Source organism: Paraburkholderia phymatum, from assembly GCF_038900715.1.
In the GTDB taxonomy this organism is placed as follows: domain Bacteria; phylum Pseudomonadota; class Gammaproteobacteria; order Burkholderiales; family Burkholderiaceae; genus Paraburkholderia; species Paraburkholderia phymatum_A.
This window is the reverse complement of record NZ_JAYMRZ010000004.1, coordinates 356,088-368,613: the sequence shown is the minus strand read 5'-3', so window position 1 is coordinate 368,613 and position 12,526 is coordinate 356,088. Positions and strand designations below refer to the sequence as shown.

Annotated in this window: 15 protein-coding genes; 11 read left to right on the top strand and 4 right to left on the bottom strand. The window is 59.8% G+C overall.

The genetic code is table 11. The features are described 5' to 3' along the window. The first annotated feature begins 51 nt into the window (after positions 1-51). The 5 genes from VSR68_RS10390 to VSR68_RS10370 all read left to right on the top strand — a co-directional run bounded on the left by VSR68_RS10390 (position 52) and on the right by VSR68_RS10370 (position 3,831). Entirely contained in the window at positions 52-747 is a 696-nt protein-coding gene (locus VSR68_RS10390; RefSeq protein ID WP_342939749.1) for a glutathione S-transferase N-terminal domain-containing protein, read from the top strand. Positions 748-956: 209 nt separating this feature from the next. Then, entirely contained in the window at positions 957-1,406 is a 450-nt protein-coding gene (locus tag VSR68_RS10385; RefSeq protein ID WP_342939748.1) for a GNAT family N-acetyltransferase, read from the top strand. 181 nt (positions 1,407-1,587) lie between these two features. Continuing rightward, on the top strand, positions 1,588-2,127 hold the full coding sequence (locus tag VSR68_RS10380) for a carboxymuconolactone decarboxylase family protein (protein ID WP_342939747.1): 540 nt from the start codon (positions 1,588-1,590) through the stop codon (positions 2,125-2,127). A gap of 221 nt (positions 2,128-2,348) precedes the next feature. Then, entirely contained in the window at positions 2,349-2,807 is a 459-nt protein-coding gene (locus VSR68_RS10375; protein WP_342939746.1) for a RidA family protein, read from the top strand. 484 nt (positions 2,808-3,291) lie between these two features. Further along, entirely contained in the window at positions 3,292-3,831 is a 540-nt protein-coding gene (locus VSR68_RS10370; protein WP_342939863.1) for an acyloxyacyl hydrolase, read from the top strand. Between the two features lie 114 nt (positions 3,832-3,945). Here VSR68_RS10370 and VSR68_RS10365 read toward each other — a convergent pair whose 3' ends face one another. After that, entirely contained in the window at positions 3,946-4,206 is a 261-nt protein-coding gene (locus VSR68_RS10365; RefSeq protein ID WP_342939745.1) for a hypothetical protein, read from the bottom strand. A gap of 1,051 nt (positions 4,207-5,257) precedes the next feature. Between VSR68_RS10365 and VSR68_RS10360 the strand changes: the two genes are divergently transcribed. The 3 genes from VSR68_RS10360 to VSR68_RS10350 all read left to right on the top strand — a co-directional run bounded on the left by VSR68_RS10360 (position 5,258) and on the right by VSR68_RS10350 (position 8,792). Continuing rightward, positions 5,258-5,761 (top strand): response regulator transcription factor, encoded by a 504-nt coding sequence (locus VSR68_RS10360; RefSeq protein ID WP_342939744.1) that lies wholly within the window; start codon positions 5,258-5,260, stop codon positions 5,759-5,761. 408 nt (positions 5,762-6,169) lie between these two features. Next, positions 6,170-7,282 (top strand): lactonase family protein, encoded by a 1,113-nt coding sequence (locus tag VSR68_RS10355; RefSeq protein WP_342939743.1) that lies wholly within the window; start codon positions 6,170-6,172, stop codon positions 7,280-7,282. 790 nt (positions 7,283-8,072) lie between these two features. Further along, complete coding sequence (locus VSR68_RS10350) at positions 8,073-8,792, top strand: response regulator transcription factor (RefSeq protein ID WP_342939742.1); 720 nt, start codon at positions 8,073-8,075, stop codon at positions 8,790-8,792. 264 nt (positions 8,793-9,056) lie between these two features. Here the strand turns inward: VSR68_RS10350 and VSR68_RS10345 are convergent, their stop codons facing one another. Together VSR68_RS10345 and VSR68_RS10340 are read right to left on the bottom strand one after the other, a co-directional pair. Further along, positions 9,057-10,010 (bottom strand): phage tail tip lysozyme, encoded by a 954-nt coding sequence (locus VSR68_RS10345; RefSeq protein ID WP_342939741.1) that lies wholly within the window; start codon positions 10,008-10,010, stop codon positions 9,057-9,059. After that, complete coding sequence (locus VSR68_RS10340; RefSeq protein WP_342939740.1) at positions 10,007-10,468, bottom strand: hypothetical protein; 462 nt, start codon at positions 10,466-10,468, stop codon at positions 10,007-10,009. The genes VSR68_RS10345 and VSR68_RS10340 overlap by 4 nt, the downstream gene beginning before the upstream one ends. 290 nt (positions 10,469-10,758) lie before the next feature. On the opposite strand from VSR68_RS10340, the gene VSR68_RS42785 reads away from it, so the two are divergent. Next, positions 10,759-10,926 carry a hypothetical protein gene (locus VSR68_RS42785; RefSeq protein WP_428983486.1) on the top strand — a complete coding sequence of 56 codons (168 nt, stop codon included), beginning with the start codon at positions 10,759-10,761 and terminating at the stop codon, positions 10,924-10,926. A gap of 121 nt (positions 10,927-11,047) precedes the next feature. Here VSR68_RS42785 and VSR68_RS10330 read toward each other — a convergent pair whose 3' ends face one another. Further along, entirely contained in the window at positions 11,048-11,716 is a 669-nt protein-coding gene (locus VSR68_RS10330) for a hypothetical protein (protein ID WP_342939739.1), read from the bottom strand. On the opposite strand from VSR68_RS10330, the gene VSR68_RS10325 reads away from it, so the two are divergent. Together VSR68_RS10325 and VSR68_RS10320 are read left to right on the top strand one after the other, a co-directional pair. After that, entirely contained in the window at positions 11,706-11,846 is a 141-nt protein-coding gene (locus VSR68_RS10325) for a hypothetical protein (RefSeq protein WP_342939738.1), read from the top strand. The two genes, VSR68_RS10330 and VSR68_RS10325, sit on opposite strands and share 11 nt — an antisense overlap. Positions 11,847-12,047: 201 nt before the next feature. Further along, the gene (locus tag VSR68_RS10320) at positions 12,048-12,506 is read left to right on the top strand and encodes an HrpB1 family type III secretion system apparatus protein (RefSeq protein ID WP_342939737.1); all 459 of its coding nucleotides are present in this window, start codon (positions 12,048-12,050) and stop codon (positions 12,504-12,506) included. The last annotated feature ends 20 nt before the right edge of the window (positions 12,507-12,526 follow it).

Here is a 12,526-nt window from a genome sequence, read left to right as displayed (position 1 = left end):
GGCAACGCGTCTGGGCTCTTCGTATTAGCCGACAAGTCTATGAGGAAAAAAGTGACACTCGATCATTCGATTTTCACGCGCTGGCCGGCGCAGTACGCCGATCGGCTGCAACTCTTTTCCCTGCCCACGCCTAACGGTGTGAAGGTAGGCATCATGCTGGAGGAGACAGGCCTCGCTTATGAGGCGCACCGTATCGACATCCTTGCGAACGAGAACAGCGATCCGGCCTTCGTCGCGCTCAATCCCAATGGCAAGATTCCAGCGATCTACGATCCCAACGGACCGAGCGGCCGGCCGCTTGCATTGTTCGAATCTGGAGCGATCCTGCTCTATCTCGCGGACAAGACGGGGCAGCTCCTCTCCACCGATCCCAACACGCGCTATGAAACGATCCAGTGGCTGATGTGGCAGATGGGCGGTGTCGGTCCGATGTTCGGCCAGGTCGGCTTCTTCAACAAATTCGCCGGCAAAAGCTATGAGGACAAGCGTCCGCGCGACCGCTATGCGACCGAATCGGCACGGCTGCTCGGTGTCCTCGACCAACGGCTCGCGGATCGCGAGTGGGTGATGGGCGCCGACTACAGCATCGCCGATATCTCGCTGCTCGGGTGGGTACGTAACCTGATTGGCTTTTACGAAGCGCGCGAGCTCGTTGGCTTTGACCGCTTTATTCATGTGCAGACGTGGCTCGATCGCGGCCTCGCGCGTCCGGCGGTACAACGCGGGCTGCAAGTGACCGCTGCCTAGAAGCCTCCAGAGGGTAAGAGAGGGAAGGCCCTTACGGGCCGCGAGGACTCGCGTGGCGCCTGTAGCCGGCGATATGGGATTCACTCATATTCATGACCAAAGACGGGCACACACTTACGCGGCGACTATTGAACGCCTTGAATGACGGCTAGTGCCTGAAGACAGACCAATTTTCAGATCCTTACCATCTTTTATTTCAGGGGCACTCTATGCAATCAGTCGAGATCAAAGCCATCGATAACAACGATTTCGATATTTGGCTTCCGCTGTGGAAAGGCTATCAGCGATTTTATGAAGTAGATATCCCCGATTCCGTGACGCTCAAGACCTGGGCACGCTTCCTGGACCCAGTCGAGCCGATGTATGCGGCGCTTGCCATGGTGGGTGAACAAGCATTGGGGCTGGTGCATTCGATCTACCATCGATCTTCCTGGTCGACGGGCGACCACTGCTATCTTCAGGACCTGTTTGTCGCGGACGATGCGCGCGGAGGCGGCATCGGACGCGCACTGATCGAGCATGTCTATGCGGATGCGAGACGTCGTGGAGCGTCCCGTGTTCACTGGTTGACACACGAATCCAACCATAGCGCCATGAAGCTCTACGACCGCATCGCTGATCGATCGAGTTTCATCCACTACCGAAAACTATTTGCCTGATACGCCGGTGCGGGTCCGTCCTCTGGACTCCTTCGGCGCATCGTTATCTTCCGTGATCCTCGCGAGGTAGTGATAGTTGGCTTTGATCCTTTCTCGCATTTTATTGAGTGAAACTAGTCTCGAAATCGGCGCAGGATAGGCCCACAGTAGAGATTCCTATCACTTGAAGAAGAGGCGCACCATGAGCCGTATCACTATTCCCGCCATCGAGTCCGCCACCGGCGCCACTGCCGATATCTATGCGCGGGTGAAGAAGATTTCCGGTGGCCGCGTCCCCAATACGTACGCCGCGTTGGGCTATCTGGTACCGGCGTCTTTGGCTGCGGTGCTCGACGCCCAGGGCACATTGAACGCGGGCAGCCTGAGCCGGCAAGAGCACGAAACCATCAAGCTGTTAGTCAGCGAGAAAACCGGTTGCGACGTTTGTGTGGCCGCACACAACTTCGTGGGCAAACTGGTGGGCCTGCCGGCCGATGCGCTGCGTGCCATTCGCGCGGGGCAGCCCACGGGTGACGCCAGGCGTGATGCGTTGGTGCGCTTCGTGTCCCACCTGCATACCACGAGCGGCACGATCAGCGACGACGAATTCAATGCCATCCGCGCGGCCGGCTACACCGACGCCCAACTGGCGGAGATCTCGCTGACCATTGCGCTCGGCATCTTCACCAATACCTTCAATCGTATCAACGGCACCGATGTCGACTTTCCGTCCGTAGAGTAAGCTGACTTGCCGGCGGAGCATGGCATCACACGTCCAGATTCGCCCGGCAGATCATAGATGTACTCCGCGCCAATTGCAGGTCTTAAGGATCTCGTTTTGCTGGCTGCATCCTTTTCTCTCCTTCCGGCGTCTGTACAGGGCTCGTGGCCCAACGCTCAGAAGTCGTGAGGTGAACAAATGGCGCGGACATACAGGCCGGCTAATTCAACAGGAGGTTAGATATGACCAACACGACCGCTGCAATTCGAAAAGAGGCCGCCTATCACGGTGTGCCGGCGGAAGATGACTATGGCTATGCACAGGCGATCAAGATCGGGAACATGATCTATGTGTCCGGCCAGCTCAGCCACGACAACAAGGGTGTCATGATCGCGCCCGCTGCCCTCGATGAAACTGGAAAGCCAGCCGACTTCTCGATGATGGCAGAGCAGATGCGCGTGACCTATGCAAACGCTGCAACGATCCTCGCACAGTTCGGAGCCACCCTCGACCATGTGGTGGAAGAGACGCTCTATGTCCTCGATGTCGATGAAGCGTTCGCGGTGGCGGGCAAGGTGCGCAAAGAAGCCTACGCCAATGCGCGCCCTCAGTGCGCCAGCAATCTGATTGGCGTATCGAGGCTTGCCTTTCCTGAGCAGCTCATCGAAATCGTCTTCAAGGCGGTGCTGCCTACAGCATAGGTGAACCCCGATAATCTATGCGGCGCTGGCCCATTCTCTTATTCCAAGACCTTCCCTGCCGTTCGGGCCAGTGCGCCTGTTACAACCGCGCCGCTTATCTTCACTGATTGCGCGCGCCTCGGCGCAGTTCAGGTAATCGAAAAAATTCGCACACAACCCTTACAGCATCACGGGAGGTGAGAGCTGCGTCGCGAAGAAAATCGCCTGCCGATTGCGCCTCGCTATCCACTTCGCGGCGAATTTTCTATACGCACGTATGGTCGTTTCAGTACTCCACGGCTATGCGTACCCGGGTACACTTGTTCCGCCGCAGTGAGCGGCAAAAACTACGTTGCGTCGATATGAGCGTTGGAATCCCGGAGCATTCCGTACGGTTCCGCGTGAGGCCAATCTATAACCAGATCGAGAACAAGTGAAAATTCCAAAAGAACTTCTTCGGCATCGCATTGTTCAATTCTTCTCTGGTTTAACGTCCCGTTCACTTATCGGCATTGCCTCTTTGATAACGCTCTCATTGGCCGTACCTCGCGTCGCCTGTGCGGATCAGTTCGGCGTACAGGTCGCGGGCGGCATCGCAAACAATCACGACATTCACGAGAACAAGGTAGATCTTGGCGGTGTGTGGGACCCGCAATGGTCGTGGTGGGCAATCGCGGGCTGGCACTTCACCGCCGTGTTCGAAGGGCATGTTGCTTACTGGCACTCGAGCACGGCTGATGTGCACGACAACATTTTTGAATTTGGGGTAACGCCCGTCTTACGATTCATCAAGAGCAGCGGAGCGATTCGCCCTTACGTTGAGGCTGGAGTCGGCGTCCGATTGCTTTCGCATCCCTCCATTTCTAGCCACTACACAATGTCCAGCGCTTTTCAGTTCGCCGACATGGTTGGCGTCGGTGCCAGCTTCGGTAGCCGTCAGCAGTATGAGGCAGGGTTTCGCTTCCAGCATCTATCAAATGCCAGCATAAAGGAACCGAATCCTGGCATTGACTTTGAACAGCTATACGTCCAATACAATTTCTAACCGATCAAGTCCGTTGCCGGTTGACAACCGCCGTCAGGGCATCAGCGAGCACCGCACGACGCTGGCCGATGCTGGCGTCCGCGCACAGCAGCGGTACACGCTTCATCGACAATATCAAAACGCCGGGCGGACAACTGATAGGGAGTAGCGCCCCAGGTTCACCCCGGTTATCTGATGTGGCAGCATCGCAGTCCGTTTTGCATCAGTTATCGGTGCCTGCGCCTGGTTGCCGGAATCGGAGTAGCGATATGCCATCTTTTGATGAGTTAATTGCGCCCTAACATCGTCGTTCAACGTAGGCGGCGTTGATTGTGCGAACGACGACACAGCCGAGAAGGCGATAAAGGCAGCGACGAGAAACTGAACGATTTTCATGACTTTTTCTCCGGTTCTGTGTGTGATCTTTCGCGATTCATTGGCTGTAGTCTAGAGCGACATCTACCTGGAAGTGACGACAAAAAGAGCAATTCATTGTTGTCTGATTGCGCACATCCTTGAAGTATCTAGATGTACGCTGCGGTTCGACTTGCGCCCCGTTACGCAATAACACCGCGCGCAATGATCGATGTGCTGGTCCGAGCGAAAGAAGAACGCGCTCTCGCGGCAATAGAACCTGATTCACCACACGCGTACGTGCTTCAACGACAAACTGTTACTGCGTAACGATGATGGTCATCCGAGTCTCGAACAACGGGAAAGTGTGCCCTCTTCCTGATTAAAAACAAGTCGCACTGCGTTATGTCTTATGCCGTTTCGGCGGCAGGCAAAACGACCCCCGCAAACGCGAAATCGCAGTTGCCAAACTGACTAAAAAACCGCATCCTTAAGCCTGTTCGATTCTGCGTTTTACTCCTGCTTCCGCTGGCTTCATTACGCCGCCCATTCCCGGCTCGCTTAGGCCGCCCCCGTGACACACGGCGCCGAAGATCTCTTAAAGTGTGCATTCGTCCACAGGCTGGAACGCTCGCCTTCGTTATAGGTGGATACGACCTGCTCATCCGAATGCCTCCGATATTTCATTCGACCGGGATCGATGAGCTACGTCCGCCTTTGACGCGCGCGCAGTCGCTCCAGCATCGGAGCAGAACGACGACTTTCTCGAAACGAAACGATCGCCGCAAGAACAGACGGCACCCAAGACCAACGGCGGGGGATATCGGCACCCAGGAAAGGGCGCCGCGATGGATACGGAGTACACGTGCGAATTGCCTTTTTCACTTTCAGGGATGTACTGTTCAACGAGGTCAGCCAGGCTTTTGAACTGAACGGCATGTCCTGTACGCGGTTCACCGACGAGCGTTCGATGATCCGAATTCTGCAACGCGACGCGACGGCGCTCGTTATCTTCGATGCGACGCAAAGCCAACTGCCGGCTCTCTCGACGATCAAGTGGCGCACGTGCCATTTCCGCGCCGATCTGCCCGTAATGTTGATCGGCCGCTCCTGGAATTGCGAGGCCGTGATCGAGGCACTGGATGCCGGGGTCGATGAAATCGTCGTCGGCACTGCGAACTTCGACGAGATCATGGTGCGCGCACGGCGCCTCATTGTTCGGCGGCGCAGCTCGCAGGCAATCGACCGGCTGACGGTAGCCGGGTATACGATCGACCGGACAGCGCGCACGGTGAGCTTCGGCGAGTGCTGTGTCTCGTTGACCGCGCGCGAACTGAGCCTCGCATGGCTGCTGTTCATGAACCCGGGGAGGCTGATGAGCCGCGAGCAGCTTGCGGCCGCCGTCTGGGGCAAGAACGCCGACCTGGCGGGCAGGTCCCTCGAACAGCATATATACAAGCTGCGTACGAAACTCGCGCTCGACGACCGTGGCGGGCCGCGGTTGAAAACCGTCTACTCACTCGGTTATGTCTTCATCGCGCACTCAGGTGCTGCTGCTGGTGAATACGGCGACCCGCTCGCTTCGATTGCCGCATGAGAGCCGCCGATGCGAGGCTGCTCGCGCCATCATGTTGAAGAAGCCGTAAGCCTCAGGGCGAACCAACAGTGAATACAGTGTCGTGCGCCATCCACAGGGATAGAAAAGATATACCGGTGGAATTTTGTATGTCCCAGACGTAACACCTACTATCCTCCTGCAGCACAGCCACTCCACCGCTACCGCATTAATCAACGACAAATCCTCGTGACCAGCCGGAGGTGATGTATCGCACTTCCGGACGACATTGGCCTACGCCGAGCACGGAGCCTCGCAGCGAGAACCAGCGCGGCTTCAAGCATTTCGCCCTGCCTCAACTTTTGATGACGGGATGTGAGCCATCTCCGACCTTTGTCCCGGAGTGTCGCTTCTCGCCGCCGTTCCCCGGAACACCATGGAGATTCTGTAATGGAAAGACGTCAGTCAAGTTCTCTGATTTGGTTTCGCGGTGCCTTCATCACCTTCGCTCTCTTTGCGGCAATGGACAACGCCGCAAACGCTGACTCAGAGACGGACCCTCCCGGTGCTGTATATGTTTTATCTAACCAGCCCTCTGGGAATTCAGTTCTGGTCTACTCACGGTCTGCGAACGGGACGCTCAGGTTCGAAGCTTCTTACCCGACGGGAGGCAAGGGGGCGGGCACCGGAACCGATCCTCTGGCCTCGCAAGGCTCTCTGACGCTGGGCTCAGGCTACCTTTTCGCCGTGAATGCCGGAAGCAACGATGTATCGATGTTTGCAATAAACGGCACGCGGCTGACGCTCCTCGACCGCGAGCCCTCGGGCGGGCGAATGCCTGTAAGCATCGCCATAAAGGGATTCAGCGCATATGTGCTGAATGCCGCCGGCACGCCGAATATCAATGGCTATATCATCGATGCGTTCGGAAAGCGCCTCATACCGCTGCCGGACTCCAGGCGAGCACTAGCGGGCGGAGCTAACGCGCAACCCGCCCAGGTAAGTTTCACTCCGGACGGCGACGAGATACTCGTAACCGAGAAAGGAACGCAGCTTATCGATACGTTCCGCGTCGGCGCTCTCGGTTATACGACCGGTCCCGTCCCGCATCCGTCGAACGGGGTGACAGCCTTCGGGTTCTCTGTCACTAATCGAGGCTATGCCGTTGTAGCCGAAGCAGGTTCAGGATCGGTGTCTTCGTATGAAGTCGACGACAACCAGCAGCTCACTTCGATCAGCGCGGCGATCCGTTTGGGACAAACGGCGCCATGCTGGCTTGTTACCACTGGCGATGGGCGTTACGCCTATACGGCAAACGCCGGCAGCGGAACGCTTAGCAGCCTGAGAATCGGCGCGGATGGCACAACTCGCCTTGTCAATGCCACGGCCGCTGTGCTGAGCGCACCGTTTGACCTCGCGCTTACCAAAAACAGCAAATTCTTGTATGTGCGCGAAGGAAACGGCGCCGTCAGCGGCTTTCGCGTTTCCGCCGACGGTGCGCTTAACCCTATAGGGTCCGTAACTGGAGTACCCGCAGGTGCACAAGGAATCGCCGCACGCTGAGTCTGACGATGTAAAGCATCTGCCAATGGTGCCGGCCCCCGGTTCCCGGGTTGCCGCAGCCTGACACAATGTAATCGCAGATGATTTGCTCCTGATTCACGCGGAAGCTCGCGCGGTGAGAGACTGAAAACGCGTAAGGCGCATTCAATCCGGAGGAGGCGCACGACTCGAGTCGCGCGCCTCTCACGACATCACGACCTCAAGACATCGGCGGCCATCGCCTTGGCGCCCCGGTAAGAGGCTGTCGTCCCGGCGCGTTCGTGGTTGATGTACTCCAGCGCGTCCCGCTGCAGCGACACAGCCCTCTTTGCATAGATGGCGTTCAGCCATGCCCGCTGTCTGCTGCCGGACGTATCTGCGCGACGACAAGCGAGCACGCGCACTGGTGCTCGCCAGCGCAGTGACGTACCGATCGTGTTTGATTGCATGTTCCAATCCCAACGGCGAAAACCCATAGGGAATTCTTGTCAGAGCCGCTCTCTCGCGGAGACGGCCGGAATGCTCACTCCATTCGGCGATAGGGCTCATCTAGTCTGGATACGCCAGTCATCAGGCCGCGCCGAACCCAAACCTCCGACAGCGTCAATACATGACGCTTCGCAAGGCCTTGTCCCACAAGCTCTTTCGCATGCTCATCCACCGCCTTCGCCTGATTGGGCATCGGATGGAATAGTCCTTTGCTATCAGGTGTTGTGTGTTCGAGAGCGCTGCAAACGAGACAGCGCCCACGACCAGAACGACGGGGGATATCGGCGCGCATCAACCGCGCCGCGATGGTTATGGAGCACACATGCGAATTGCCTTATTCACTTTCGACGACGTCCTGTTCAAGCAGCTCAATGAAGGATTCGAACAGAACGACGCGTCGTGCGCTCGTTTCACCGACGAGCTTTCGCTGATCCGCTTCCTGCAACGCGATTCGGCGGCGCTCGTCATCTTCGATGCGACGCAGAGCCAGATTCCCGCGCTCGCGATGCTCACGTGGCGCAGCTGCCATTTCCGCACCGATTTGCCCATGATGATGATCGACCGTTCGTGGAACACCGAGGCCGTAATCGAGGCGCTCGATGCAGGCGTCGACGAAGTCGTGATCGGCACCGCGAATGTCGATGAGATCATGGCGCGTGCGCGGCGCGTGCTCGCACGCCGCCGTGGCGCGCGCGTCGTCGACCGGCTGACAGTCGCGGGCTACACGATCGACCGGACGACGCGCACTGTGAGCTTCGGCGATCGACGCGTGTCGCTGACGGCGCGCGAGCTGAGCCTCGCGTGGCTGCTGTTCATGAACGCAGGCACGCTGATGAGCCGCGAGCAACTGGCGCATGCCGTGTGGGGCAAGGACGCGGACCTCGCGGGCCGCTCGCTCGAACAGCACATCTACAAGCTGCGCTCGAAACTCGCGCTGGACAACCGCGATGGCTCGCAAGTGAAAACGGTGTACTCGCTCGGCTATGTATTCGTCGCGCGTGCGCAAGAGGCAGCCGAATGCCGCGAACCGATCGCCGCGTGAACGGGTTGCGCGCGTACGCGAGGTCGATGTCCGGAACATGACCACGGAGTGGACGAACGCGGCCCGCGCGGCACACGATGCACGCGCCCGACGCTGCGGCAACCCACCCGCAACGTGTGTCCGTTCGCCATGCCCACATCGCGCCCGTTCTTGCTCTCGCTCTTGCACCCGCGCTTGCACCCGTTCGCGCATGCGGATCGCCGTTCGAGCCATTCGCACATGCGTCAACGGCATGCGAAAACGGCCCTCAGACGCCGCCCGCCCTCACGCGAGAATCTGGTTCAGGTAGCCGAGGCGCGAGGCCATCTGCGGATCCGACGGCTGCTCGAACGCGTTGCAGAACGCCTGCGTCGCGGCCTGCGCGCTGTTCGTGCCCTTCACGGCGGCGATCGCGCCCGCTTGCGACGTCTGCAATTCCTGCTTCAGATAGCCGTAGTTCGCCGCCTCGCTCGACGGATCGAGATTGTGTTGACGCGCATAGTCGACCAGCCCCTGCTTGCGCGCACCGCCCCATTGCGCGATGCCGTAGCCGTTGGCGTTGTCGTCGGCCATGTTGGAACTCGGCGCGCCGATCCTGCCGCCCTGGTTGATGCCCGAGTTCATGCCGCCGCTCTCGTGCCACAGATTCGCGACAATGCCCGCCGCCTGATCCGTTGTGAGCCCGAAATCCTTTTGCAGATTGCTGACGTAGGCATCGGCGGCCTGCTTGCTTTGCGCGGACGAGAGCGCTTGCGTTTGCGGCGCGGTGCTGAGTCCTTCAGGTGCCGCGCCTGAGGATGTGCTGTTCGTCGAAGGCGGCTTCGATGCGGGTGTTGTTGTGCCGCTGCTCGCGTTCGCTGCGCCGCTTGTACCGCGAGATCCACCAGCGGGCGCCGTATTGCCCGGCATCGCGGTGAAATTGTCGTAGCCGCTATACGGTGTGCCCAAGGGCGAACCCGAAGCCTGACCGCTTGCGCCGCTCTGCGCGCCCGTGCCTTCGGGATCGTTCAGCATCGCGGCGAGATCGGAGAGGAACTGCGACAGCGCGTTGCCGTTGCCTGCCGCCGCGCCCGAGGTCCCGGCGCCTCGCCCTGCCCCGTTGCCGTCGATCAGCTTCGCAATGTCGTTCAGCAGACTCGCGATCGACGCGTCCTGCGACGAGCCATTGCCCTGTAAGCCCGAAACAGGCGACAGCCCCGATACACCACCCACGCCGTTGAAAAGAGAAAGAGAGTTCATTCGAGTCCTCTGAAGAGATGGCCGGCGATGCATGGCGTCGATTGCGCCGCCAGATAGCTCACGATACGGACCGCGCGCTCGCTGCATCCCGCCGCGCGCGAAGCCAGATGCGCGAACGCGAACGTGCGGCATGCGCTGTGTGCTTCGCACGCCTGTATCGCTGCTTCGCGTCTGGCGCGCGTCGACGGCGGATGGTCCGTATGCTCGTTCGCATCGCCTTCTGCTCGACAAGGAGCCCGTTCATGCGCCTCTCCCGACGTGCCATCGTTGCGTTGTCGATCATGCTTTCCGCCGTCTGCGCTCACGCTCACGGCGACGTCAGCGACGGCTTCTTCTTGCGCGTGAATGCATACGACGACCGGATGGAAGCACGACGTATCGAAGCGGCCCGCGCTGAACAAAGACGCCTCGACGATCATCGTGAAGAAGCACATCGCGAGGACGAACGGCTTGAACAAGAGCGACTCGTCGAAGCCCGGCGCGAAGCGCGCATCGATGCGTACAACGCGTGGCTTCAGCGCCGGCACGAATCACGGAAGATCGAGGCGACGCCGCCATGAATCCTGGTCGCGCACGCCACGGCCTGTCGCGCGTCGCGCACACGCTGCTGTTCGCGTCGGGTTCGCTCGCGAGCGTTTCAGCGCACGCCGCCTGTCTCGACGATGCAACCGCGTAACAACATCTGAATCCGCTCGTCTTGTGCGCGATCGCGCAGCGGGAGTCGCACAACAACGCCGATGCGATGCACGTGACTGCGAACGGCTCGATCGACTACAGCGTGATGCGGATCGATTCGATCCATTGGCCGGAACTCGCGCTACAGCATCCGTCGCGATGCGCCGATGATGCCGTGCAAGAACGTCTATATCCCGCATGGCATCTGCGCAAACAGGTGGTCCGCTATGGCGACACATAGACGGCGGCGGGCGCCTGTCATTCGTCGACGCCCGCACCGCGCGACGACTACCCGCGCCGCACACGGATTGCACAACGCGGCACGCCCGATCAATCCGGCGCGCCGCATCCGTCAACTTCGATCAGACGTCGTTCTTCTGATTCAGATCGCCCGAAGACACCGAAACCTGCGACGAATCGAACACCTGATTGCCGCCGTCGGCCGTTTTCGGCTTCGTGAAACCGCCCCCGCCGAACATCTGCGCGATGTTCATCTTGCCGTCGGCGTGGCCCGTTTCGAGAATCGCCGCTTCCTTCGTCGCGCCCGAGTTCAAGGTGACAGAACCGTCCGCGCCCATATGGCCGACGTTGTTGCCGCTCGCGTTGTACAGATTGCCCTGCGAGTCTTCCTGCAGATGCAGCGCGTCGCCGCCTGCCTTGCTGTTGATCTTGATGTTGTGCGTGCCCTGGCCAGCCGCGCCGAGACCGTTGTTGCCGGCCGACGCGCTGACGGGCGAGCCCATCGGCGAACCCGTCGAAGGCATTCCGCCCGGCTGGCCGCCCAGCGACGTCGCCGGACTCTGCACGCCCTGCTGCCCGCCCTGCACGCCCCCCAGATCCTTGAGGAGCTGGCTGACGTTGTTCGATCCGCCCGCGTTGTTCTGCTGGCCGTCGATCAGTTGCGACAGGTCCTGCAACAGCTTGCCGACGTCGCCACCCTGACCCGGCAACGCTTGCGTCGAGCTGTCCGTCGTGCCGCCGACGGGCGTGTAGCTCACAGGGTTGAGAAAGGATTGGGTAATGGTGTTCATCGAATTCTCTCTGGTTAAAAAAGAAGACGAACCGGAGATCTTCACCCGATTCCGATTCAACGTCGAAGATAGAGCGATGTGCGCAATCGTCGGATGCCTGGCGCGAAGCCGCGTGACGCGTCGCGAATGACGGGGGCGATGTCGGCGCGAATCGTCGCTTGCAGTACGCGAAAACCTCAAGCGCTCTCTTCAATCGACATAGCCGAACGACACGCTTCGGCATGCGGCACGACGCTTCGCGCATCGACGACCTCGAACGGGCCGCCATGCGCAGAATGCAATGTCGGGCGTGTGCCCGCTATCGTTCTTCAACTGTTCATGCGAGGCCGACATGTCGAATCTTCAATGCAGTCCATCCGTGCTCAACGCGATGATGTCCGTGTTCTCAGGCGGCATGCGCGTCGGCGCCATGCCGGAACTGCATGACATGCTTGGTGCGTTGCGCGCGTGGCAGCCGGACAGTCCGCTCGCCGACGTATGCGAAGCGCGCCTGCTGATCAATCAGACCGCGTGGCGCGAAGGGGCGAACCTGTTGCGCCATGTGACGAGCCGTCACGCGAATCTGCCCGTGGTGTCGGCACTGTACGCGCTGTGTCTTTTCATGCAGCACGACGACGAGTGGCGCCGCGCCGCAACCGAAGCCGTCGATACGAACAACGACACGGCCATCGCGATCGTCGCGCGCTTCCTGAACGTGCCCGCCGATGATACCGCGAACATTCACGGTGCCGATCTGTCGACGCGCGTGCTGGCCGCCATCGAGACGAGCCGCGCGCTCGAGCACAGCTGATCGCGATGGACGCCGGTTCG